Source organism: Xanthobacter albus, assembly GCF_043194895.2.
Lineage (GTDB): Bacteria > Pseudomonadota > Alphaproteobacteria > Rhizobiales > Xanthobacteraceae > Xanthobacter.
In genome coordinates, this window is the sequence record NZ_CM195532.1 from 468729 (window position 1) to 492997 (window position 24269).

At 72.3% G+C, this 24269-nt stretch carries 19 protein-coding genes; 13 read left to right on the forward strand and 6 right to left on the reverse strand.

Annotated features, from left to right (window positions below; translation table 11 throughout):
* Window positions 1-80 precede the first annotated feature (80 nt).
* The gene (locus tag V5F75_RS02130; RefSeq protein ID WP_394041012.1) at window positions 81-3782 is read left to right on the forward strand and encodes a DNA translocase FtsK; all 3702 of its coding nucleotides are present in this window, start codon (window positions 81-83) and stop codon (window positions 3780-3782) included.
* 219 nt (window positions 3783-4001) lie between these two features.
* Here V5F75_RS02130 and V5F75_RS02135 read toward each other — a convergent pair whose 3' ends face one another.
* The 3 genes from V5F75_RS02135 to V5F75_RS02145 all read right to left on the reverse strand — a co-directional run bounded on the left by V5F75_RS02135 (window position 4002) and on the right by V5F75_RS02145 (window position 6039).
* A complete protein-coding gene (locus V5F75_RS02135; protein WP_394036268.1) occupies window positions 4002-4307 on the reverse strand; it encodes a branched-chain amino acid transport AzlD family protein in 306 nt (101 codons plus the stop codon).
* Window positions 4297-5010 carry an AzlC family ABC transporter permease gene (locus V5F75_RS02140; protein ID WP_394036266.1) on the reverse strand — a complete coding sequence of 238 codons (714 nt, stop codon included), beginning with the start codon at window positions 5008-5010 and terminating at the stop codon, window positions 4297-4299. The genes V5F75_RS02135 and V5F75_RS02140 overlap by 11 nt, the downstream gene beginning before the upstream one ends.
* 78 nt (window positions 5011-5088) lie before the next feature.
* A complete protein-coding gene (locus tag V5F75_RS02145) occupies window positions 5089-6039 on the reverse strand; it encodes a LysR family transcriptional regulator (RefSeq protein WP_394036264.1) in 951 nt (316 codons plus the stop codon).
* Between the two features lie 127 nt (window positions 6040-6166).
* Here V5F75_RS02145 and V5F75_RS02150 point away from each other — a divergent pair, with 127 nt between their 5' ends.
* The 12 genes from V5F75_RS02150 to V5F75_RS02205 all read left to right on the forward strand — a co-directional run bounded on the left by V5F75_RS02150 (window position 6167) and on the right by V5F75_RS02205 (window position 21569).
* Window positions 6167-7693, forward strand: coding sequence for an FAD-linked oxidase C-terminal domain-containing protein (locus V5F75_RS02150; protein WP_394036262.1), 1527 nt, complete (start codon window positions 6167-6169; stop codon window positions 7691-7693).
* 3 nt (window positions 7694-7696) lie between these two features.
* Entirely contained in the window at window positions 7697-8917 is a 1221-nt protein-coding gene (gene glcE / locus V5F75_RS02155) for a glycolate oxidase subunit GlcE (protein ID WP_394036260.1), read from the forward strand.
* 1102 nt (window positions 8918-10019) lie between these two features.
* On the forward strand, window positions 10020-11327 hold the full coding sequence (gene glcF / locus V5F75_RS02160; RefSeq protein ID WP_394036258.1) for a glycolate oxidase subunit GlcF: 1308 nt from the start codon (window positions 10020-10022) through the stop codon (window positions 11325-11327).
* Between the two features lie 166 nt (window positions 11328-11493).
* Complete coding sequence (gene thiE, locus V5F75_RS02165; protein ID WP_394036256.1) at window positions 11494-12129, forward strand: thiamine phosphate synthase; 636 nt, start codon at window positions 11494-11496, stop codon at window positions 12127-12129.
* A gap of 73 nt (window positions 12130-12202) precedes the next feature.
* The gene (aceB, locus tag V5F75_RS02170) at window positions 12203-13837 is read left to right on the forward strand and encodes a malate synthase A (protein WP_394036254.1); all 1635 of its coding nucleotides are present in this window, start codon (window positions 12203-12205) and stop codon (window positions 13835-13837) included.
* Between the two features lie 143 nt (window positions 13838-13980).
* The gene (locus V5F75_RS02175) at window positions 13981-14256 is read left to right on the forward strand and encodes a transcriptional regulator (RefSeq protein ID WP_394036252.1); all 276 of its coding nucleotides are present in this window, start codon (window positions 13981-13983) and stop codon (window positions 14254-14256) included.
* Between the two features lie 36 nt (window positions 14257-14292).
* Window positions 14293-16314, forward strand: coding sequence for a hydrogenase 4 subunit B (hyfB, locus tag V5F75_RS02180; RefSeq protein ID WP_394036426.1), 2022 nt, complete (start codon window positions 14293-14295; stop codon window positions 16312-16314).
* Window positions 16305-17258, forward strand: coding sequence for a respiratory chain complex I subunit 1 family protein (locus V5F75_RS02185; RefSeq protein WP_394036250.1), 954 nt, complete (start codon window positions 16305-16307; stop codon window positions 17256-17258). Before hyfB ends, V5F75_RS02185 begins: the two co-directional genes overlap by 10 nt.
* Window positions 17259-17261: 3 nt before the next feature.
* Window positions 17262-17939 carry a hydrogenase-4 component E gene (locus tag V5F75_RS02190; RefSeq protein WP_394036248.1) on the forward strand — a complete coding sequence of 226 codons (678 nt, stop codon included), beginning with the start codon at window positions 17262-17264 and terminating at the stop codon, window positions 17937-17939.
* Window positions 17936-19396: a hydrogenase 4 subunit F gene (locus V5F75_RS02195; RefSeq protein ID WP_394036246.1), complete on the forward strand. Its 1461-nt coding sequence runs from the start codon at window positions 17936-17938 to the stop codon at window positions 19394-19396. Before V5F75_RS02190 ends, V5F75_RS02195 begins: the two co-directional genes overlap by 4 nt.
* A 9-nt stretch (window positions 19397-19405) precedes the next feature.
* Window positions 19406-20932: a hydrogenase large subunit gene (locus V5F75_RS02200; RefSeq protein ID WP_394036244.1), complete on the forward strand. Its 1527-nt coding sequence runs from the start codon at window positions 19406-19408 to the stop codon at window positions 20930-20932.
* A 112-nt stretch (window positions 20933-21044) separates the two neighbouring features.
* The gene (locus V5F75_RS02205; RefSeq protein ID WP_394036242.1) at window positions 21045-21569 is read left to right on the forward strand and encodes an NADH-quinone oxidoreductase subunit B family protein; all 525 of its coding nucleotides are present in this window, start codon (window positions 21045-21047) and stop codon (window positions 21567-21569) included.
* 15 nt (window positions 21570-21584) lie between these two features.
* On the opposite strand, the gene V5F75_RS02210 is transcribed toward V5F75_RS02205, so the two are convergent.
* From V5F75_RS02210 to adhP, 3 genes are all read right to left on the reverse strand, one after another.
* Window positions 21585-21776, reverse strand: coding sequence for a hypothetical protein (locus V5F75_RS02210; protein ID WP_394036240.1), 192 nt, complete (start codon window positions 21774-21776; stop codon window positions 21585-21587).
* Between the two features lie 188 nt (window positions 21777-21964).
* Window positions 21965-22924 carry a PDR/VanB family oxidoreductase gene (locus tag V5F75_RS02215; RefSeq protein WP_394036238.1) on the reverse strand — a complete coding sequence of 320 codons (960 nt, stop codon included), beginning with the start codon at window positions 22922-22924 and terminating at the stop codon, window positions 21965-21967.
* A 208-nt stretch (window positions 22925-23132) separates the two neighbouring features.
* Window positions 23133-24161 (reverse strand): alcohol dehydrogenase AdhP, encoded by a 1029-nt coding sequence (gene adhP, locus V5F75_RS02220; RefSeq protein ID WP_394036236.1) that lies wholly within the window; start codon window positions 24159-24161, stop codon window positions 23133-23135.
* Between the last annotated feature and the right edge of the window lie 108 nt (window positions 24162-24269).

The window sequence follows — 24269 nt, forward strand, 5'->3', positions numbered from 1 at the left end:
AAGGTCGGCGGCCTATGCCTTGAAGAGTACCGCGTAGCCCTGGAATTGCGCCGATGTCCTCTTCGAACCAGCCTCCGAGAATGGTGAATTTCCCCTCGCTCCTGGTTTCGGAGGACGAGGAGGCGGCCTTCGATTCTCCGGGCGCCTCCACGGTCCATAGCTGGATCAACGCCGATTTCGTGCCGAGCTGGCTGCGGCCCTTCACGCTCGACCAGAACACGCGCTTCACCCGCACGCCGGACCACCTGCTGCGCCCGCCGGAGGAGCAGCCGGCCCAGGGCGGCGGCCAGGCGCACGACCCGGACCAGCCCCTCCCCAGCTACGGCACGGCGGGGGCATCGTGGCACTTCCTGGAGATGCCGCTCGACGTCCAGGACGATGCGCCGGCGCTGCCAAGCGTGAGGGCGGACCTCGCGGCGCTGGAGCAAGCGTTCGCGGATCTTCCGGCCCTGCGCGCCGCGCGCGAGAGCGCCCAGGGCGACGGCGCGGCCGGAATGCCCCTCACCGCCCACCACGCGGAAGGCTGGAGCGTGGACGAGAACGGGGTGGAGACGGTGCTCTCCTGGCACGACACGCAGGAGCCCGCCCCCGACGCGCCGCGCGCCGAGGCGCCGGCCTTCCCCTCGGAGGCCGCCGATACCGCTTTCCAGACCCTGCCCGAGCCGGTCGCGGACATGGGGCCGATGGCGCCCCTGCCGTCCGCCTTCACGCCCGTGGAGATCGAGGCTCCGGCCGCGCCTTTCCAAGCCGACCATTTCGAACCGATGCCGGTCCAGCCCGCCGGCGCCATGGGCGCATGGATGGACGGCGCCCTCCCGGCCGCCGGAATGACGCCCGCACCCCTGTTCACGGACGAAGCCCAGCCCCAGCCGGCCCCGCTCCCCGAAACCTCTGAAGCCGGCGCGCAGGCCCCCTGGGCCGCCCTGGCGCCCGCCGAGGCCCCGGCCACGGGCTTCACCCAGCCGGCCGCCGTCTGGGCGCCGGCCGAGCCCGCCCCCATGACAGACTTCACCCCCGACACCACGCCGGTCTGCGACACAGGCTTCGCCGCGCCCGAGCCCATGGATGCCGGCTTCGTCACCCAGGGCGAAAGCACCATCTTCCCGGCCGCACCGGCGTTCGAGACCACGGGCGCCATCGCCGACGCCGCCCCCATCGCTGCGCCCGATGCTGGCTTCGCCGAGGTGCCTGCCCTGCAGGACGGGATGGAAACCCATCCCGCCGTGCCGGAGTTCATCGCCACGGGCTTCGGCGCCGACGCGGCGCCCGCCATCGACACCGGCTTCGCCGAGGCCCCCCCCATGCAGGACGGGACGGAAGCCCTTCCCGCCGCCCCGGAGTTCAGCGCAACGGGCTTCATCGCCGATGCCGCGCCCGCCGCTGACGCAGGCTTCGCCGACGCGCCTGCCGTGCAGAGCGGGACGGACACCCTTTCCGCCGACCCGGAGTTCATCGCGCCGGGCTTCATCGCCGACACCGCAGTCATCGAGACGCCCATGGACGGCGACCTGCCCGTGATCGAGCCCGTGACCACCGGCTTCGCCACCGACACCGCCGCCGCGGACGCCCCGATGGCGGACGCCGAGGCCATGCCGGCGGCCACCGAGGGCGGCTGGTCCGCCGGCGCGCCCCAGGACGCAGCTTTCGAAATGCCCACGCAGACCACGGCGGACGATGCCGCCGCGACGACCGCCGGCCTCACCGCCGGCACGGAGATGGCCGCCTCCTCGGACGACGCCGAAATGGCGAGCGAAACGGGCGAGGCCCTCGACGCGCCCGCGCTCGACGGCACCCTGGCCCAGCTCGCGGCGGCGGCCCTGGAGGGTGCGACCGCCCTGCTCGACGGCGGCATGCCGCTCGCCGCCGCTCTCGCCGAGCCGGTGGAGGAAGACCCGGCCCCGGCGCACCTGCGCGCGCTGACGCGCATGATCGTGGTGGGGCCGCTCGCCCTGCCGGAGGTGGGCGGGCAGGATCTCGCGCCCCTTCCGCCCGCGGAGCCCGCCCCCGAGGCGGAAGCGGCCGCGCGGGCGGCAAGCCAGATCAGCGCCCATTTCGCCTGGCAGCCCTACCGCCTGAACATCGGCGGCGAGCCCCGCGCCGCCGCGCCCGAGCCGCTGGCCGAGACGGCGGAAGTGGCGGAAGTGGCGCTGCCCGCGCCCGAGACGTCCGTCCCGTCCCTGCCCGCCGTCGCCGAGACCGCGAACCTTCCCGCCGTGGTGGAGGTTCTGGAGCCGGGCCACGACCCCTTCGCCTATCACCTGCCCGCCCTCGACCTGCTGCGCGAGCCGCCGCAGGTGGAGCCGGACTATGAGCTTTCCGAGGAGTTCCTCGACCAGAGCTCGGCCATGCTGCAGCAGATCCTGCGCGACTTCGGCATCCGCGGCGAGGTGATCGACGCCAATCCCGGCCCGGTGGTCACCCTCTACGAGTTCGAGCCAGCGCCGGGGGTGAAATCCTCCCGCGTGATCGCGCTCGCCGCCGACATCGCCCGCTCCATGAGCGCGGTCTCGGCCCGCGTGGCGGTGGTGGAAGGGCGCAACGTCATCGGCATCGAGCTGCCCAACCGGCGGCGCGAGACGGTGTGGCTGCGCGAGCTGCTCGCCTCCCACGAGTTCGAGGAAGCGCGCACCAAGCTCGGCCTGTGCCTGGGCAAGACCATCGGCGGCGCGCCTGTCATCACCGATCTCGCCCGCATGCCCCACCTGCTGGTGGCCGGCACCACCGGCTCTGGCAAGTCGGTGGCCATCAACACCATGATCCTGAGCCTGCTCTACCGGCACACGCCGGAAGCCTGCCGGCTCATCATGATCGACCCCAAGATGCTGGAGCTCTCCGTCTACGAGGGCATCCCGCACCTCCTGACCCCCGTGGTGACGGACCCGAAGAAGGCCATCATCGCCCTCAAGTGGGCGGTGAAGGAGATGGAGGACCGCTACCGCAAGATGGCGCGCCTCGCGGTGCGCAACATCGACGGCTACAACGCCCGCATGGCGGAGGCCCGAGACAAGGGCGAGGTCATCACCCGCCAGGTGCAGGTGGGCTTCGACAAGGAAAGCGGCGAGGCGCTCTACGAAGAGCAGCAGATGGACCTCTCCCCGCTGCCCTACATCGTCATCATCGTGGACGAGATGGCGGACCTGATGATGGTGGCCGGCAAGGAGATCGAGGGCGCCATCCAGCGCCTCGCCCAGATGGCCCGCGCCGCCGGCATCCACCTCGTCATGGCCACCCAGCGCCCCTCGGTGGATGTCATCACCGGCACCATCAAGGCCAATTTCCCCACCCGCATCTCGTTCCAGGTCACCTCCAAGATCGACAGCCGCACCATCCTCGGCGAGATGGGCGCCGAGACGCTGCTGGGCCAGGGCGACATGCTGTTCATGGCCGGCGGCGGGCGCATCACCCGCGTCCACGGCCCCTTCGTCTCCGACCAGGAGGTGGAGCACGTGGTGGCCTTCCTGAAGGCCCAGGGCGGGCCCGAGTATCTGGAGGACGTGGTGCAGGACGAGGAGGCCGACGGCCCCTCCGGCAATGACGACGCCGTGTTCGACAAGAGCGAGATGGGCGAGACCGGCGGCGACCTCTACGACCAGGCCGTGGCCATCGTGCTGCGCGACCGCAAGGCCTCCACCTCATACATCCAGCGCCGCCTCCAGGTGGGCTACAACAAGGCCGCCAGCCTCATGGAGCGCATGGAGAACGAGGGCATCGTGGGCCCGGCCAACCATGCCGGCAAGCGCGAGATCCTCTCCTTCGGCCGCGACCGCGACGACGACCACTGATGCCGCCGGCCCCGGTCCTTGACCGGGGCGGCCGGGATTCGCCCAAGCGCCGCGCGGGTTTCAAGCCATCGAGCCCGGTCCCGGACCGGCGCCGGGCGGGCTTCGCTCAAACGCAGCGCGGGCCCGGCCGAAGGCCCGGAAATAAGGCCGACAAGTCAGGCCCATGAGTGAGGCTCGTGGGCCCCTGGCCTGAGGACCCGCCCGCGGAACCTTCGCGCCTCAGGGCACGAAGGCGCGGACGGCGGCAGCCGCCGCCATGGCCGCCGCCACCGGCATGATGTCGTTGCGCACCAGCTTGGCGGTCACCAGCGCCGCCGCGAGGCCGGCGATCATGCCCTTGTCGCCGTGCACGGCGCCGGGCGCCAGCAGCGCAACCAGCACCGAGCCCGGCAGGCAGTCCAGGATCTTGCGCACCCGCGGCGTCACCGGGATGAGGCGCATCAGGAAGAAGCCGGCGGTGCGGTTGAACACGGTGGCCAGCGCCATGATGCAGATGGCGGCGAGGGTGCCGGCGTCAACGCTCATCGGTGAAGCCTCCGGCGAACGCCCCGGCGAGGGCGCCGATGACGATGAACCACCAGCCCGGCAGCAGGAACGAGGCGCCGACGGCCACCAGCGCCGCCACGCCCCAGCCCACCGCCTCGCGCCGGCCGCGCCAGTTGGGCAGCAGCATGGCGATGAAGAAGGCCGGCACCACCAGGTCCACCCCCACCGCCTTGGGATCGGGGATGCCGCCGCCCACCACGTGCCCGGCCAGCGTGCCCGCCACCCACAGCAGCCAGGTGACGGCCCCGGCGCCGAGGAAATAGCCGGCGTCCCGCCCGCCCTGGCCGTAATAGCGCATGGCGAGCGCCCAGTTGTTGTCGGCCAGCAGCACCAGCGAGGAATAGGACTGCCACGCCGGCAGCGGCGCGAACCACGGCCGCAGCGCCGCCGCCATCAGCACGTGGCGCATGTTCACGGTCATGGTGAGGAAGCCGAGGGCGAGCAGGGAGGCCGCGGTCCAGTGGGTGGACCAGCCTTCCAGCGCCACCATCTGCGCGAGGCCCGCGAACACGAGGCCGCTGAACAGCCCCGCCTCCGTCAGGCTCAGCCCCTTCTGGGCCGCCGCCGCGCCGAACGCCATGGCGAACACCACGAGGCCCGGCATGAGGGGAAAGATGGTGCGCGCGCCCTCGATGAAGCCCGCGAGGGTGAGCGTGGTGGGGGGATGATCGGAGCGGTGCATGCGGGGGGCGGGGCGCGCAATGGAATGGAAACGATATGTTCTCCTTAGGCCCGGTACCCCGCCCCGGCCAACCCGATTTCACGCGTCGGCACCGGCTTTCGATGCTGCGGTGCCGAACAGATCCTCCAGCCCCTCGTCCCAGGAGGGCACCGGGCCGTAGAGGGCGGCGAGGTGGTCGATGAGCAGGCGCACCTTGCGCGGCAGGAAGCGGCGCGAGGGATAGACCGCGAACACCCCCACACGGTGGGAGGCCCGCCACTGCGGCAGCACCACCTTGAGCGCGCCGGAGCGCAGCTCCGGCCCCACGTCCCAGGTGGAGCGCAGGGCGATGCCCACGGAGGCGAGCACGGCGGCGCGCACCACCTCGTTGGAATTGGTGCGCAGGGGGGCGGAAATACGCAGCGTCACCGGCCCCTGCGGCCCTTCGAGGCGCCAGGGGTCCTGGCTGTGGGTGGCGAGCAGCACATGGGCGGAAAGGTCGCCGATGGAGCCGGGCGTGCCGGCGCGGGCGAGGTATTCGGGCGTGGCGCACAGCACCCGGTGCACGGGCGCGAGGCGCCGCGCCACCAGGCTGGAATCGTCCAGGTCCGCGATGCGGATGGCGAGGTCGAACCCCTCCCCCACGATGTCCACGAAGGCGTCGGTGAGCTCAATGTCGATGGCGAGGCCGGGATTGGCGGCCAGCAGCGGGCCGATGTGGGGCGCGATATGCATGCGCCCGAAGGAGGTGGGCGCCGAAACCCTCAGCAGGCCGCGCGCCTCGGCGGTGCCGTGGGCGAGCTGGTTCTCCGCCTCCTCCACCGCCGCCAGGATGCCCACAACCCGCTCGTAGAAGCCCTCGCCCGCCTCGGTCAGGGTCACCTTGCGCGTGGTGCGCTGGAACAGGCGCGCGCCGAGCCGCTCCTCCAGCCGCTGCACCCGCTTCGACACCACCGGCGGGGTCAGGCCCAGCTCCCGCCCCGCCGCCGAAAGGCTGCCGGCGGTGACGATGCGGGCGAAGATCTCCAGGTCCGCCAGATTGTCGATCATCCCGCCTCCGGCGCGGATTGTTGCCGCATGCCGGAAGACTTTATCCGCCGAGGCAACAATCGGCGACCGCTTTTCCCGCCGAACCCCTTATAATTCGTCCAAACAAGACCAAACAGGGAAACGCCTCATGGGTGCCGTGGCCCAATTCTCACGCCAATCCTCACGCCTCGCCATGCCCGAGCCGGACGCGCGGGTGCTCGCCCGCCGCGCGGACATCGCCGCCGACCTGCGCCGGCTGGTGGGTGACGGGGCGGTGATCGACCATGAGCGGGCCATGCGCCCCTACGAATCCGATGCCCTCACCGCCCACCGGCAGCTTCCCCTCGTGGTGGTGCTGCCCGCCACCACGCGGGAGGTGGCGGCGGTGCTGGCCTATTGCCACGAGAACCGCATCCGCGTGGTGCCGCGCGGAGCCGGCACCTCGCTCTCCGGCGGCGCGCTGCCGCTCGAGGATGCCGTGCTGCTGGGCATGGCGCGGTTCACGCGCATCCGCGAGATCGACATCCCCAACCGCTGCGCGGTGGTGGAGCCGGGGGTGACCAACCTCGGCATCACCAAGGCGGTGGAGCACCTGGGCTTCTATTACGCGCCCGACCCCTCCTCGCAGATCGCCTGCACCATCGGCGGCAACGTGGCGGAGAATTCCGGCGGCGTGCACTGCCTGAAGTACGGCCTCACCACCCACAACGTGCTCGGCGCCGAGCTGGTGCTGATGACCGGCGAGATCGTGCGCCTCGGCGGTCGCCACCTCGACGCCGGCGGGCTCGACCTGCTCGCCGTGGTGGTGGGCTCGGAGGGGCTGCTCGGGGTGGTGACGGAGGTGACGGTGCGGCTGCTGCCCCGGCCCGAGACCGCCCGCGCCGTGCTGGTGGGCTTTCCCTCCTCCGAGAGCGCGGGGGAATGCGTGGCGCGCGTCATCGCCGCCGGCATCATTCCCGCCGGCATCGAGATGATGGACAAGGACGCCATCGCCGCCGCCGAGGCCTTCGTGCAGGTGGGCTACCCGCTGGATGTGGAGGCGCTGCTCATCGTCGAGCTGGACGGGCCGGAGGCCGAGTGCGCGCACCTGCTGGGCGCGGTGGAGGCGCTGGCGCGCGACTGCGGCGCCACCACCCTGCGCGTCTCGCGCAGCGAGGAGGAGCGGCTCGGCTTCTGGGCCGGGCGCAAGGCGGCATTCCCGGCGGTGGGGCGCATCTCGCCCGACTATCTGTGCATGGACGGCACCATTCCCCGCCGCCAGCTCCCGTTCGTGCTGGCGCGCATGCGCGAGCTGTCGCGCCACCACGGGCTGCGGGTCGCCAACGTGTTCCACGCCGGGGACGGCAACCTGCACCCGCTCATCCTCTACGATGCCAACGCCCCCGGCGAGCTGGAGGCGGCGGAGGCGTTCGGCGCCGACATCCTGCGCCTGTGCGTGGAGGTGGGCGGCGTGCTCACCGGCGAGCACGGCGTGGGCGTCGAGAAGCGCGACCTGATGCCGGTGATGTTCAACGCGGCCGACCTCGCCCAGCAGCAGCGCCTCAAGTGCGCGTTCGACGCCGAGGGCCTGCTCAATCCCGGCAAGGTATTCCCCACCCTCCACCGCTGCGCCGAGCTGGGCGCGATGCATGTGAGCGGCGGCGCCCTGCCCTTTCCCGACCTGCCGCGGTTCTGAGCCATGGCCGACACCCGGACCCAAGCCCTGCGCCCCCGCGACGAACAGGAGGCGGCGCAGATGGTCGCAGCCGCGGCGGCCGGCGGGCGCACCCTCGCCGTCACCGGCGCTGGCTCCAAGCACGCCCTTGGCCGCCCGGCGGCGGCGGACACGGCGCTCGATCTCTCGGCCCTCACGGGCGTCACCCTCTACGAGCCGGAGGAGCTGGTGCTCTCCGCCCGTTGCGGCACCCCGCTCGCCGACATCGAGGACATGCTGGCCGCGCGCGGGCAGATGCTGGCCTTCGAGCCCATGGACCCCGGCCCGATGCTGGGCGGGCCGGCGCGGGCGGGCACGCTCGGCGGCACGTTCGCGGTGAACCTCTCCGGGCCGCGCCGCCTTTCCGCGGGCTCCCTGCGCGACCACGCCCTGGGCGTGCGGGCGGTATCGGGCCGGGGCGAGGTGTTCAAGGCCGGCGGGCGGGTGGTGAAGAACGTCACCGGCTACGATCTGCCGCGCCTGCTGGCCGGCGCCTTCGGCACTCTCGGCGTCGCCACCGAGATCACGCTGAAGGTGCTGCCCCGGCCCGAGACGGAATGCACCCTGCTGGTGCCCGGCCTTGCGCCCGCCCGCGCGGCCCAGGCCATGAGCGCCGCCATGGGCGCGCCCTGCGAGGTCTCGGGCGCGGCCCACCTGCCGGCGCCGGTCGCGGCGCGGCTGCCCGGCCTCCAGGGAAACGGCGCGGTGGCGCTGCGGCTCGAAGGGGTGGAGCCCTCGGTGCGCGCCCGGCGCGAGACGCTGGCGCGCGCCCTCGCCCCCTTCGGCCCCGCCGAGACGCTGGCAAGCGAACCCTCCGCCGCCTTATGGCGCGCCGTGCGCGATGCCCTTCCCTTCGCGAGCGGCGGCGCGCGGCCGCTGTGGCGCATCTCCACCGCGCCCATGGCCGGGCCGCCGCTGGCGGCGCGGCTCGCGGACGAACTGGGCGGCGAGGCGTTCTGCGACTGGGCCGGCGGCCTCGTCTGGCTGGAGCTTGCCGGCGCGGACAGCGCGGCGGGGCAGGTGCGCGCCGCGCTGGCGCCCCACGGCGGCCACGCCACCCTGCTGCGCGCCACCGCCGCCGAACGGGCGCGCACGGCCGTGTTCCAGCCCCCGCAGGGCGCGCTCGCCGCGCTCGCGGCGCGGGTGAAGGCGAGCTTCGACCCGGCCGGGGTGCTCAACCCCCGCCGCATGCACGAGGACTGGTGATGGCGTCGCGCAGCCCCCCTTCGGCTCGACGCTCCCTCGGCGCGGCGGCTCTTTGCGTGGCAAGTCCTGGCGCGATGGCACCTGGGCCGGCGGCCCGTGGCCCCCGGGACCTTCGCGCGAGGACGCGTAGGGCGACGACCCTCAGCGCGGAAGCGCCCGGCGCGACAAGTCCCGGCGCGACGGCGCCCACGCCGGCGGGCAATGGCCCCGAGAGCCTTCACGCAAGAACACGCACGGCGACAGCCCACGGCGCGGAGGCGCCTCGCGCGACAAGTCCCAGCGTGACAGCGCCCGGACCAGCAGCCCACGGCCCCGAGAGCCTTCACGCAAGAACACGCACGGCGACGGCCCTCGGCACAGAGGTTCCCGGCGTGACAGTGCCAAAGCCGGCGGCCCATGGCCTGGAGAGCTTTCGTGTGAGAACCCGCAGGGCGACAGCCCGCGGCGCGGAGGCGCCCCGCGCGACAACTCCTGGCGTGACAGCGCCCAGGCCGGCGGGCCATGGCCCCGAGAACCCTCACGCGAGAACACGCACGGCGACAGCCCTCAACGCGGAGGTTCCCCGCGCGGCAACTCATGGTGTGACGGCCCCCAGGCCCGCGACCTATGGCCCCGAGAGCCTTCACGCGCGGATCCGCAGGGCGGCGGCCCTCGGTGCGGAGGCGCCTCGCGCGACAACTCCTGGCGTGACAGCACCCACGCCGGCGGGCCATGGCCCGAAGAGCCTTCACGCGAGGACACGCAGGGCGGCGGCCCTCGGTGCGGAGGCGCCTCGCGCGACGACTCATGGCGTGACAACGCCCACGCCGGCGGCCCATGGCCTGGAGAGCCTTCGTGTGAGAACCAGCAGGGCGACAGCCCGCGGCGCGGAGGCGCCCCGCGCGACGACTCATGGCGTGACCGTGCCCACGCCGGCGGCCCGTGGCCCCGAGAGCCTTCGCGCGAGGACAGGCAGGGCGGCGGTCCACGGCGCGACAGAGCCCGCTCGTTCGCCACGCGCCGCCTGCCCGGTGCCGGCACGGCCCGCACGCACCGCCCGCGCGCAACTTCCGGCCGAACCGCGCGGGCCCCAGCCGCTCCCCCAGCCGCCGGGAGGCCGCTGATGCAGACCCATTTCTCTCCCGCCCAGCTCGCCGATCCCGCCATCGCGGAGGCGGACGCGATCCTGCGGGCCTGCGTGCACTGTGGCTTCTGCACCGCCACCTGCCCCACCTACGTGCTCCTGGGCGACGAGCGCGACAGCCCGCGCGGGCGCATCTACCTCATCAAGGACATGCTGGAGGCCGGCCGCCCCGCCGCGCGGGAGGAGGTGGAGCCCATCGACCGCTGCCTCTCCTGCCTCTCCTGCATGACCACCTGCCCTTCCGGCGTGCACTACATGCACCTCGTGGACCATGCCCGCGCCCACATCGAGGCCACCCATGCGCGGCCGGCGGCGGAGCGGCTGGTGCGCGGCCTCCTCGCCCGTGTGCTGCCTTATCCCAGCCGCCTGCGCCTCGCGCTGAAGGCGGCGGCCCTGGGGCGGCCGTTCGCCGGCCTCCTCGCGCGCGGGCCGCTGAAGCCCCTCGCGGCCATGCTGCGCCTCGCGCCCCGCACCGTCGCGCCGGCCCACGCCGGGCCCGGCGTCCACCCGGCACAGGGGCCGCGCCGGGCGCGGGTGGCGCTGTTCCAGGGCTGCGCCCAGGAGGTGCTCCGGCCCGAGATCGACGCCGCCGCCATCCGCCTGCTGAACCGGGCGGGGGTGGAGGTGGCGCGCCTGCCCGGCCAGGGCTGCTGCGGGGCCCTGGTGCATCACCTGGGCCGCGCGGGAGAGGCCCATGCCTTCGCCCGCGCCAACGTGGACGCCTTCATCCGCGAGATGGAGGGCGAGGGGCTTGACGCCATCCTCGTCACCGCCTCCGGCTGCGGCACCACGCTGAAGGACTACGGCCACCTCCTGCGCCACGATCCCGCCTATGGGGAGAAGGCGGCGCGGGTGGCCGCCCGCGCCCGCGACATCACCGAATTCCTCGTCACCCTCGATCTGCCGGTGGGCCCCGCGCGGGGGATGCGGGTCGCCTATCATTCCGCCTGCTCGCTCCAGCACGGGCAGAAGGTGAAGGCGCCGCCCCCCGACCTGCTGCGCCGGGCGGGCTTCACGGTGGTGGAGCCGGCCGACCCGCACCTGTGCTGCGGCTCCGCCGGCACCTACAACCTGCTGCAGAGCGAGATCGCCGACGCGCTCAAGGCCCGCAAGGTGGCGAGCCTGGAGGCGCTGGGGGCGGAGGTGATCGCCGCCGGCAACATCGGCTGCCTCACCCAGATCGCCAGCGGCACGGCCCTGCCGGCGGTCCACACCGTGGAACTGCTCGACTGGGCCACCGGCGGGCCCCGCCCCGCCGCGCTGGGCCGGGAGGCGGCGGGCGCGTGACGTCGCTAAGAGCTGGACGGCAACAGTCGGCATCATTCCCGATCAGATTATTGCCTCGTCAACGAAAGTGCATTGCCCGCGCGCCGTTGGACAGCGCCCGCGCGCGGCGCTACCAGAGAGGGAAGGGGCGGCCTTCCGCCGTCCCGTGCAATCCAGGCTCATCGCGATGGCTCCCGCCTTCGACCTCTCGCTCTACCTCGTCACCGACCCGCGCCTCACCGCGGCGCGCGGGCTCGCGGCGACGGTGGCGGCGGCGGTGAAGGGCGGCGCCACCCTGGTGCAGCTGCGCGATCCCCATGCCCACGGCCGCGCCCTGGTGGAGCAGGCCCGCGCGCTGAAGGCGCTGCTGGCGCCCCTCGGTATCCCGCTCATCGTCAACGACCGGGTGGACGTGGCGGTGGCGGCGGAGGCCGACGGCGTGCACCTGGGCCAGGACGACATGGCGCCCGGCGACGCGCGCGCGCTGCTGGGGCCCGGCCGCATCCTCGGCCTCTCCGTGGGCAGCCCCGCCGAATACGCGGGCTCGGACCTTTCGGGCGTGGATTATCTCGGCGTCGGCCCGGTGAAGGCCACCGGCACCAAGGCCAATGCGGGCGCCGCCATCGGCCCCGCCGGCATCGCCGCCGTGCGGGCGCTGACGCGCCTGCCCCTGGTGGGCATCGGCGGGGTGGACGCCGTCATCGCGCCGGACGTGATCCGCGCCGGCGCGGACGGGGTCGCCGTCATCTCCGCCATCTGCGCGGCGGACGATCCCGAGGCCGCCGCCAAACACCTGCGCGCCGCCGTATCGGCCGCGCGCTGAACGCCGCGCGGCCCCGCCGCGCCCCCCCATTTTTGCTCTTTCCGCTCCGCGTGGCTCAAGGAGGCCGCACGCCATGACTCTGTCCGCCGCCAAGAACACCTCTCAGCACACCACTCAGCACCCCGCGCCCGCCGGCATCGCCGTGACCGGCGCCCCCGGCCCCCGCTTCGACGAGATCCTGACGCCCGAGGCGCTCGACTTCGTCGCCGCCCTGCAGCGCCGGTTCAACGCCACGCGCACCGCGCTCATCGCCCGCCGCGCCGCGCGGCAGGCGGAGTTCGACGCCGGCGCCCTGCCCGATTTCCTGCCGCAGACCGAAGCCGTCCGCGCCGGCGCATGGACCATCGCGGACCTGCCCGCCGATCTCCTCGACCGGCGCGTGGAGATCACCGGACCGGTGGACCGCAAGATGATCGTCAACGCGCTCAATTCCGGCGCCAAGGTGTTCATGGCGGACTTCGAGGACGCCTCCGCCCCCACGTGGGCCAACATGATCGAGGGCCAGCTCAACCTGAAGGACCGCTGGGCCGGCGCCATCGACTTCACCGACGCCGCCAGCGGCAAGAGCTACCGGCTCGGGCCGAATCCGGCGGTGCTCATCATCCGCCCGCGCGGCTGGCACCTGCCGGAGGCCCACGTGCTGGTGGACGGGGAGGAGATGTCCGGCGCGCTGTTCGACTTCGGGCTCTACGCCTTCCACAACGCCAGGGCGGCGCTCGCCCAGGGCTCCGGCCCCTATTTCTACCTGCCGAAGACCGAGAGCCACCTGGAAGCCCGGCTCTGGAACGACGTCTTCACCTTCGCGGAGCAGCAACTCGGCCTCGCCCACGGCACCATCAAGGCCACCGTGCTCATCGAGACCCTGCCGGCCGTGTTCGAGATGGACGAGATCCTGTTCGAGCTGAAGGACCATGCGGCGGGCCTCAACCTCGGCCGCTGGGACTACATCTTCTCCTTCATCAAGCGGCTGGGCAAGAACGCGCGCTTCCTCACCCCGGATCGCGGACGCATGGTGATGAGCGAGGCCTTCCTGAAGGCCTATTGCCTGCTGCTGGTGGAAACCTGCCACCGCCGCAACGCCTTCGCCATGGGCGGCATGGCCGCGCAGATCCCGGTGAAGGGCGACGCCGCCGCCAACGCCGCAGCCTTCGCCAAGGTGAAGGCCGACAAGGAGCGCGAGGCCGGCCTCGGCTGCGACGGCACCTGGGTGGCGCACCCCGATCTCGTGCCGGTGGCGCGCGAGGTGTTCGACCGCCTGATGCCGAACGCCAACCAGCGCGACGCCGTGCGCGCGCCCTCCGGCGTGACCCGCGACGACCTGTTGGAGATGCACCGGGGCGCCCGCACCGAGGCGGGCCTGCGCGAGAACATCCGCGTCGGCGTTCAATATATCGAGGCGTGGCTGCGCGGGCGCGGGGCGGTGCCGCTCTACAACCTGATGGAGGACGCCGCCACCGCCGAGATCAGCCGCGCCCAGGTGTGGCAGTGGATCCACCTGAAGGCCGCGCTGGACGACGGCCGCACCGTGATGGCGGACCTGTTCAAGGCCCTGCTGGACGACGAGATGGCGAAGCTGCGCGACGTGCTGGGCGCCGCCGCCTATGACGCCGGCCGTTTCCCCGAGGCCATCGCCCTGTTCTCGCAGATGTCGCTGGCCGACACCTTCGAGGAGTTCCTCACCCTGCCGGCCTACCGGCTCATCGCCTGAGGCCACGCCGCCGCCCCGCCCGCTGGCCGGGGCGGCGGCGCACATGGATTTTGATGTTTTAAACATCAGAAATTGATGTTGAAATCTGATAAGATGGGGTGTAGCTCTAACAGCCGATAGATCCACAGCCTCATCGTGCGCCCGTGATCACAGCCGCCCAGCTCCGTGCCGCCCGTGCCCTGCTCGGTCTCGACCAGAAGGGTCTCGCGGCCATTTCCACCCTTTCCGTGCCCACCATCCAGCGCATGGAGGCGAGCGAAGGGGTCATTCGCGGCAATGTGGATTCCCTCATGAAGCTGGTGGCCGCGCTGGACGCGGCCGGCATCTCTCTCATCGCCGACAACGAGACGAGCGAGGCCGGCGGGCGCGGCGTGCGGCTGAAGGCCCCGCGCACGCCCGCGGCAGGCACGGAGGGCTGAGCCGTGGCCGCAGGCGCGACAGCCGCGGCGGCGGCGATCGGGGCCGGCGCGGGCGGCGCCCTTACGGGCGCGCTCCTCATCATCCCGGCCTTCGCGGCCGCCTGCGTGCTCGCGCTCGCCACCGCGCGCCGGCCGGCGGGGCGGCCCCTGGTCTATGGCGTGAGCGGCATCATCGCCGCCGCCGGATTTCTCTGCGGCCTCATCGGCCTGTTCGCGGCCCCGGCGGCGCTGGCGCTGCCCCTGGGCCTGCCCTGGATCGGCGCCCACTTCCGGCTCGATGCGCTCTCGGCCTTCTTCCTCGCGGTGGTGAACCTCGGCGGGGCGGCGGCGAGCCTCTACGCCATCGGCTACGGCCGGCACGAGGCCGCTCCCGAGCGGGTGCTGCCCTTCTTCCCCGCCTTCCTCGGCGCCATGAACCTCGTGCTGGTGGCGGGTGACGCCTACACCTTCCTCCTGGGCTGGGAGCTGATGTCGCTCGCCTCCTGGGCCATGGTGGTCTCCCACGACCGGTCGGCGGAAAACCTGAAGGCGGGCTTCGTCTATATCGTCATGGCCACCTTCGGCACCCTGATGCTGATGCTGGCCTTCGCCCTGCTCGCCGGCGCCTCCGGGGCCTATGCCTTCGCCGACATGGCGGGCACGCCCCGCGGCGCGCTGGTGCCCGCGCTGGTGCTGGGGCTGGCGCTGGTCGGGGCCGGCTCCAAGGCGGGGCTGGTGCCGCTGCACGTGTGGCTGCCGCTCGCCCACCCGGCCGCGCCCAGCCACGTCTCCGCCCTCATGAGCGGGGTGATGACCAAGGTGGCGGTCTACGGCTTCATCCGCATCGTGTTCGATCTTTCCGGCCCGCCCGCCTGGTGGTGGGGCATGCCGGTGCTGGCGGCGGGCGGCGTCACCGCCGTCATGGGGGTGCTGCAGGCCATGCTGCAGGCGGACATGAAGCGCGTGCTCGCCTTCTCCACCATCGAGAACATCGGCATCGTGTTCGTGGGGCTGGGCCTCGCCCTCGCCTTCAAAGGCAACGGTCTTCAGGCCGCCGGCGCGCTCGCGCTCACCGCCGGCCTGTTCCACGCGCTGAACCACGCGCTGTTCAAGTCCCTGCTGTTCTTCGGCGCGGGCGCCGTGCTCGGCGCCACCGGCGCGCGGGATCTCGAGAAGCTCGGCGGTCTCATCCACCGCATGCCGGTGACCGGCGCTGTGATGCTGGTGGGCGCGGCCGCCATCTCCGCGCTGCCGCCGCTGAACGGCTTCGCCTCCGAATGGCTCACCTTCCAGGCCATATTGCTGAGCCCGGCGCTCGGCCCCTGGGGCCTCAAGCTGCTGGTGCCGGCGGTGGGCGCGCTGCTGGCGCTGGCCGCCGCTCTCGCCGCCGCCTGCTTCGTGCGGCTCTACGGCATCGCCTTCCTCGGCCGGCCGCGCTCCCCGGCGGCGGCCGAGGCGCGCGAGACGGACGGCTGGTCGCGCACGGCCATGGTCGGCCTCGCGCTCCTGTGCCTGCTCGCCGGCATCCTGCCGGGGCCGGTCATCGACGCGCTGCAGCAGGTGGTGTCGCCGCTGATGGGCGCGCGCATGCCGGCCCAGGGCGAGGTCGCCTGGCTCTCCATCATCCCGGTGGGCGAGAGCCGCTCCAGCTACAACGGCCTGCTGGTGTTCGTCTTCATCGCGCTCTCGGCGGGGCTGGCCGCCCTCCTCATCCACCGGCTCGCCTCCCGCGCGCTGCGGCGGGCCCCGGCCTGGGACTGCGGCTTCCCCGGCGACGACCCCGCGAGCCAATACACCGCGTCGAGCTTCGCCCAGCCCATCCGCCGGGTGTTCGCCTCCGGCCTGCTGCGCGCCCGCGAGGAGGTGACCATGCCCCCGCCCGGCGACATGGCCCCCGCCCGCATCCGCCTGAGCGAGGACGACCCCGCCTGGCGGCTCCTCTATACCCCGCTCGCGCAGGCGGTGGCCGCCCTCTCCGCGCGCGCCGACGTGCTGCCGCACCTCACCATCCGCCAATATCTGGGCATCGTGTTCGCGGCGCTCGTCCTCCTGCTGCTGGTGCTGGCCATATGGCCCTGATCGGCGACCTCCTCATCCAGGGCACGCAGATGGGCGTGGTGCTCGCGCTCGCGCCCCTCGTCACCGGCGTGGTGCGCAAGCTGAAGGCGCGCCTTCAGCGCAAGCAGGGGCCGGGCGTGTTCCAGCCCTATCGCGACCTCGCCCGCCTGTTCCGCAAGGAGGCGGTGGTGGCGGAAGGGGCCTCCTGGCTGTTCCGCGCCGCGCCCTATCTCATCTTCGCCATGACCTGGGTGGCGGCGGCGCTGGTGCCCACCTTCGCCACCGGGCTCCTGTTTTCCTGGTCGGCGGACCTCATCGCCATCACCGCGCTGCTGGGCAGCGCCCGCTTCTTCCTGGCGCTGGCGGGCATGGACGTGGGCACGCCCTTCGGCGGCCTCGGCTCCAGCCGCGAGATGATGATCTCCTCCCTGGCCGAGCCGGCCATGATCATGCTGGTGTTCTGCCTCGCGCTGGTGGCCGGCTCCACCCAGCTCTCCACGGTGGCGGGGGTGATGCTGGAGGGCGTGGGCCTGCGCGTGTCGCTCGCTTTGGCGCTCATCGGCCTCATGATCGTGGCGGTGGCGGAAAACGCCCGCATCCCGGTGGACAATCCCTCCACCCACCTGGAGCTGACCATGGTGCACGAGGCCATGGTGCTCGAATATTCCGGCCGCCACCTCGCGCTCATCGAGCTTTCGGCGCAGCTCAAGCTCTTGCTCTACATCTCGCTCATCGCCTGCGTGTTCGTGCCGTGGGGCCTCGCCCCGGCGGGCGCGGGGCTCATGCACATGCCGCTCGGCATCCTCGCCTATCTCGGCAAGCTCGCGGCGGGGGCGGGGCTGCTCGCGGTGTTCGAGGTGTCGCTGGCCAAGATGCGCGTGTTCCGGGTGCCGGATTTCCTCGGCGCCGCCCTCATGCTGGGGCTGCTCGGCACGCTGCTCCTGTTCGTGTCGCGGGGGCTCTGACCCATGCCGCTGCCCATTTCCCCCCATCTCGTCTTCGACATCGCCCACCTGCTGGCGGGCGCCATGGTGCTCATCAGCCTGATGATGCTGTACCAGGGGCGCCTGCCCGCGCTCATCAACGTGTTCGCCCTGCAGGCGGTGGCCCTCGCCGCATCGGTGGCGTGGCAGGCCCACGCCCAGCACGCGCCGCACCTCTATGTCACGGCCCTCATCGCCCTCCTGTTCAAGGGGCTGGCGATCCCGTTCGCCCTGCACCGCATGGTGGCGCGGCTCGGCATCCACCGGCAGGTGGAGACGGCCCTGTCCACCGGCCCCGCCATGCTCGCCGGCATCGGCCTCGTCGCCCTCTCTTTGGTGGTGATGCTGCCGGTCACCGCCACCTCCGATCCGCTGGCGCGGGAGGATCTCGCCTTCGCCCTCTCGGTGGTGCTGCTGGGCCTGCTGATGATGGTGACGCGCCGCAATGCCGCGAGCCAGATCATCGGCTTCATGTCGCTGGAGAACGGGCTCATCCTCGCCGCCGCGGGGGCGCGGGGCATGCCGCTGGTGGTGGAGATCTCGGTGGCCTTCTCGGTGCTCATCGCCTTCATCGTCATCGGCGTGTTCCTGTTCCGCATCCGCGAGCGGTTCGACACCGTGGACGTGGACGCCCTCGACCGCTTCCGGGGAGGGCGCGCATGAGCCTTTCCGGCCTCTCCCCCGCCGTCGCGCTCATCCTGGGCACCCCGGCGCTCGCCGCCGCGCTGCTGGCGGCGTGGCCCGCATGGCGCTCCGGCGCCTGGATCAACGCGGCCGCCTGCGCCGTGACCTTCCTCGGGGCGCTCGGGCTCGTCCTCCACCGGCCGGAGAGCGGGCCCTTCATCCTGGTGGACGACCTCAACATCGTGTTCGTGGTGCTGAACACCTTCGTGGCCTTCACCACCGCCGTGTTCAGCGCCACCTATGTCGCCCACGAGATGGAGACCGGCCGGCTCTCGCCCGCCAACCTGCGCATCTACCACGCCATGTACCAGGTGCTGGCGTTCGGCATGAACATGGCGCTCCTGTCCAACAATCTCGGCGTCATGTGGGTGGCCATCGAGGGGGCGACCCTCTCCACCGTGCTCATGGTGGGGCTCTACCGCACGGCGGAGGCCATCGAGGCGGCCTGGAAGTACTTCATGCTCGGCTCGGTGGGCATCGCGCTCGCCCTGTTCGGTACCATCCTGGTCTACATGGCGGCCCAGCCGGTGGTGGGCGAGGGGCAGGAGGGCATGGTCTGGAGCGTACTCGCCACCCGCGTCGCGGCGTTCGATCCGGCGCTGCTCAACCTCGCCTTCGTGTTCCTGCTGCTGGGCTACGGCACCAAGGTGGGCCTCTTCCCCCTCAATGCCTGGCTGCCGGACGCCCATGCGGAGGGGCCCACCCCCATCTCCGCCGTGCTCTCCGGCCTCATGCTCAACGTGGCGCTCTACGCGGTGCTGCGGTTCAAGATGCTGCTGGCGCTGAACCCCGGCGCGCTGGCGCCGGGGCCGCTGCTGATGGCCATGGGCCTCGCCTCGCTGCTGGTGGCGGGCGTGATGCTCTACCGCCGGCGGGACATCAAGCGCCTGTTCGCCTATTCCTCCATCGAGCACATGGGGCTCATCGCCTTCGCGTTCGGCATCGGCGGGCCGCTCGCCAATTTCGCGGGGCTGCTGCACATGGTGATGCACTCCCTCACCAAGTCCGCCATCTTCTTCGCGGTGGGGCACGTGTGCCAGGTGAAGGGCACGCAGAAGCTCTCCGAGATCCGCGGGCTCACCACCTCCCACCCCCTGCTGGGCTGGTCGCTGGTGGCGGGGGTGTGCGCCATCGCCGGGCTGCCGCCGGGCGGAGTGTTCATGAGCGAGTTCCTGCTCGTCACCTCCACCTTCGCGCGCCCGTTCCCGGCGCTGCTGCTGGCGGTGCCGCTGGTGGCGGGGCTCCTGGTCGCCTTCGGCGCGCTGATGCTGAAGCTCTCCGGCGTGGCCTTCGGCGCGCCCTCGCCGGGCGACGCGCCGGTCCGGGCCTCCCATGCGCCCATGCTGGTCCATCTGGCGCTGGTGCTCACCGCCGGCCTCTACCTGCCGGGGCCGCTGGTGGCGTGGCTGCGGCACGTGGCCCAGCTTTTGGGATAGGAGCACGGCATGCAGAGCCTTTCCGCCCTCCTTTCCGCCGCCGGCACGCCCAGCCATGCGTGCCGCCCCTGGGGCCGTTTCGTCCTCGATGCCGGCGCGTGGTCGGCCCTCGCCGCGCACCTCGCCCAGGGCCGCTTCACCCTGGTCTCGCTCTGGGGCGAGCGCGACCTATGGGGCGAGCGGGACGCGGTCCACATGGCGCTGCTGGATGAGGCGAGCGGCGAGGCGGGCATCGCCACCTGCCCCTGCCCCGAGGGGCGCTTTCCCTCCGTCGGCCGCCTGCACCCGCCGGCTCAGCGCCTGGAGCGGGCGGTGCGCGACCTCTTCGGCCTCGTGCCCGAGGGCGCGGACGATGCGCGGCCCTGGCTCGACCATGGCCGCTGGGAACTTTCCACGCCCCTCGGCGCGCCCGGCCCCGCCGCCGCGCCCGCGCCCTACCCCTTCCTGCCCGCGGAAGGCGCGGCGCTGCACCAGATCCCCGTGGGCCCCGTGCACGCGGGCATCATCGAGCCCGGCCACTTCCGCTTCACCTGCCACGGCGAGACCGTGGTGCGGCTGGAGGAGCGGCTCGGCTACGTGCACCGGGGCATCGAGGGGCTGATGGCGGGCGCCTCGGTCACGGAGGCGGTGCGCCTCGCCGGCCGCGCCTCGGGCGACAGCACGGTGGCCTTCGCCCTGGCCTTCGCCCGCGCGGTGGAGGCGGCGCGCGGCATCGCGGTGCCGGCCCGCGCCATCTGGCTGCGGGCGCTGGCGGCCGAGCTGGAGCGGCTCGCCAACCACTTCGGCGATGTCGGCGCCATCTGCAACGATGCCGCCTTCGCCCTCATGCTGGCCCATTGCAGCGTGCTGCGCGAGCGCGTGCTGCGCGCCGCCGAGGCCGCCTTCGGCCACCGCCTGATGATGGACAAGGTGGTGCCCGGCGGCTTCGCCTGCGACCTGACGGGCGAGGGCATGGCCGCCGTGCGGGCGCTGGTGAAGATCGCGCGCGCCGCCTTCCCGGAGCTGGCGCGGCTCTATGAGGACACCACCTCCATCCAGGACCGCACCGTGGGCACCGGCATCGTGAAGCCGGCGCTGGCCCGCCGGTTCGGGGCCGGCGGCTTCGTCGGCCGCGCCAGCGGGCGCGCCTTCGACGCCCGGCGCGCCCTGCCCTACCCGCCCTACAATCGCCTGCCCTTCGCCGTGCCCGTGCGTGACGAAGGGGACGTGGACGCCCGGATCCGGGTGCGCATCGCGGAGATCGAGGAGAGCCTCTCCCTCGTCACGCGCCTCCTCGACACCCTGCCCGAGGGCGAGATCCGCGTGCCGGCGGAAGACGGCCCCGGCGAGGGGGTGGCGCTGGTGGAGGGTTTTCGCGGCGACATCTTCGCCTTCGTCCGGCTCGACCGCGAGGGGCGGGTGGCGCGCGCCCACCTGCGCGACCCCTCCTGGTTCCAGTGGCCATTGCTGGAAGCCGCCATCGAGGGCAACATCGTGGCGGACTTTCCCTTGTGCAACAAGTCGTTCAACTGCTCCTACGCCGGCTGCGATCTCTAGAGCGTGTTCAAGCGAAGTGGGAACCGGTTCGCGTGAAGAAAATGCGTGATCTCAAGCATCCATGGCGGCTGTCGCGCGCCGGTGCGCGCGGAAGACACTCCAGGGGGAACCCATGCGCCGCCTTCTCCTGAAGAACCTCCTCGGCGGCCCGCTGACCGAGGCCGCCCCCGCCCCCGACGAGATCGCCGCCCTCGCGCGCGCGCTGGGCGCCGCCGCCACCCGGCGGCTCGGCCGCTCCCTCGCCATCCGGCAGGTGGACGCCGGCTCCTGCAACGGCTGCGAGCTGGAGATCCACGCCCTCTCCAACCCCTTCTACGACCTGGAGCGCTTCGGCCTGAAGCTGGTGGCCTCGCCGCGCCATGCGGACGTGCTGCTGGTCACCGGGCCGGTGACGCGAAACATGGCGGAGGCGCTGCGGCGGACCTTCGACGCCACCCCGGCGCCCAGATGGGTGGTGGCGGCGGGAGACTGCGCCATCAATGGCGGCGCGTTCGCCGGCAGCTACGCGGTGGTCGGCGCGGTGGAGGCGGTGGTGCCGGTGGACCTGCGCATTCCCGGCTGCCCGCCCGCCCCGGCCGCCCTGCTGCAAGGCCTCCTCGCCCTCCTGGAACGGGCCGACGCGCCGGCCGGACGCTGAGGAGCCGGCCCCCGGCTACTGGCGGCCGGGCGCGGCGCGGGTGATCTCCTCCACCCGGTGCTTGATGGCGAGCCACACTTCCTGCTCGTCCTGCTTGCCGCCGCTCTCGAAGCTCTGCGCCATGGTGGCGGCGAAATCCGCGCCCTCCGCGCCATACTGCTCGGCGATGATCCAGGCGGTGCGCCACAGGTCCTGCTCGTTCACCATGTCCGCGCCCTCCAAGGGCCAGGGTGGAGACGTCCGATCGAGATGGGCGGGTGCCCCGGCGCGCGGAGGCGCCGATGCTCAAAATTTCCCCGGCCGGCGCGCGCGAATTCACCAGGGCCGCGCTGCGCCGGACGGTATCGAAGGAAGCGGCCCACCCGCGCGGGCGGGCCGCTCCCGGGCCGGGATTGTCACAAGTCCAACACCAGCAGGTCGCCTTTGGCACGCGAGACGCAGGCGAGCATCCAGCCTTCCTCGCGCTGGGCGGCGGTGAGGCGCTTGTCGCGATGGTCCACGTCCCCCTCCAGCACCTTCACCTTGCAGGTGCCGCAGGCGCCCTGCTCGCAGGCGGTCTCCACCTTCACCCCCTGCTCCTCCAGCGCCGCCGAGACCGACTTGTCGCCGGGGATCTCGCAGGTCTTGCCGGTGGAGGCGATCTTCACCAAGAACACCTTGTCGAGCAGAGGCGCGGGCGCCTTGCCGCCGAACCGCTCCATATGGATGCGGTTGGCGCCGAAGCCCTTCTGCTGGGCGGTCTTGGCGATGGGGTCCATCCACCAGTCCACACCGCAGATGAACAGCTCGGTGTCGTCCGCCCGATCCGCCAGGATGGCGGCGGGGTTGAAGGGCGGCTGCGCGCCTTCGAGGTAGAAGGTGGTGTCGCCCGCGAAGCTCGACGCCTCGATGGTGCCCTTGAAGGAGCCCGGCGAGCCGCCCGCGAACACATAGTGCAGCTCGAACGGCGTGCCCTTCGCCTTCAGGTGGTCGGCGATGCTCAGGATGGGCGTGACGCCGATGCCGCGCGCCATGAGCACGGCGCGGGCGGTGCCCTTCGGCACCGCGAAGCGGTTGCGCGGGGCGCTCACCGTGAGCGTGTCGCCCACCTTCACGTCGTTGTAGAGGGCAAGCGAGCCGCCCCGGCTGTTGGCGTCCTTCCACACCCCGATGAGGTAATGGTTGCGCTCGGCGGCGCTGTTGAACAGCGAATACTGGCGCACCAGCCCGCCGGGGAGCGTGACGTCGATGTGCGAGCCCGGCGAGAAGGCCGGCAACGCGGCGCCCGCGGGGTCCACCAGCTCCAGCGAGACCATGTTGTCGGCCTCGACGGTCTTCTTCGCGACCACGACCGGGTGCAGAACATCGTCTGACATTCGAAACTCTCCATGGACCTAAGCCTGAATGGAGGAGAGCAAGGACAAGGCCACTTTTCGGGCGGATCGCCCCCCTTGCGCACTCGTGCCGAAGAAATGGGCAGCCAAGGCCGCCGCGCCCGGAAACGACCGGAGCGGCCCTTCTCGAAGAAAGGGCCGCCCCGGCATCTCGCGGCGACACTCCCCCGCACGGGGGCGCATCGGGGCCTCAGCGTGCGAAATCGAGCACGATGCGGCCCTGGATGTCGCCCTTATGCATGCGCGCGAAGATGTCGTTGATGTTGTCCAGGCTGTCGGTGTGGATGGTGGCCTTCACCTTGCCCTCGTCGGCGAAGTTCAGCGCCTCCTGGAGGTCCAGCCGGGTGCCGACGATGGAGCCGCGCACGGTGATGCCGTTCAGCACCGTGTCGAAGATGGAGAGCGGGAAGTCTCCGGGCGGCAGGCCGTTCAGCGAGACCGTGCCGCCGCGCCCGACCATGCCCAGCGCCTGCTCGAACGCCTTGGGCGAGACCGCCGTGACGAGCACGCCCTGCGCCCCGCCCACTTCCTTCTTCACGAACGCCACCGGATCAGCGGTGCGGGCATTGACCGTGAGCGCGGCGCCGAGCGTGCGGGCGAGCTCCAGCTTGGCGTCGTCGATATCCACCGCGATCACGTTGAGGCCCATGGCCTTGGCGTATTGCACGGCGAGATGGCCGAGGCCGCCGATGCCGGAGATCACCACCCAGTCGTCGGGCTTGGTGTCGGTCACCTTCAGGCCCTTGTAGACGGTGACGCCGGCGCACAGGATGGGCGCGATCTCGGTGAAGGAGACGTTCTTGGGCAGGTGGCCGACGAAGTTCGGGTCCGCCACCACATATTCGGCGAAGCCGCCGTTCACGGAATAGCCGGTGTTCTGCTGCTCCTCGCACAGGGTCTCCCAGCCGCCGAGGCAGTGCTTGCAGTGGCCGCAGGCGGTGTAGAGCCACGGCACGCCCACCCGGTCGCCCTCCTTCACATGCCTCACGCCCGCGCCCACGCCCACCACCGTGCCCACGCCCTCGTGGCCGGGAATGAAGGGCGGCTGCGGCTTCACCGGCCAGTCGCCCTCGGCGGCGTGGAGATCGGTGTGGCACACCCCGCTGGCCGCGATCTTGACGAGGACCTGCCCCGGCCCCGGCGTCGGCACCGGAACCTCCTCGATGGACAGGGGTTTCCCGAACGCGTGGACGACAGCGGCCTTCATGGTCTTCGTCATGCTTTTCCCTTTCGGTCCCTGTATGCGGCGGCGCGCGGGGCTGAGCGCCCGCGCCGCCGGTCCTCCGGCGCGCCGCGGCAGGCGGCGGCGGAAGCTGGCATCCCGCAG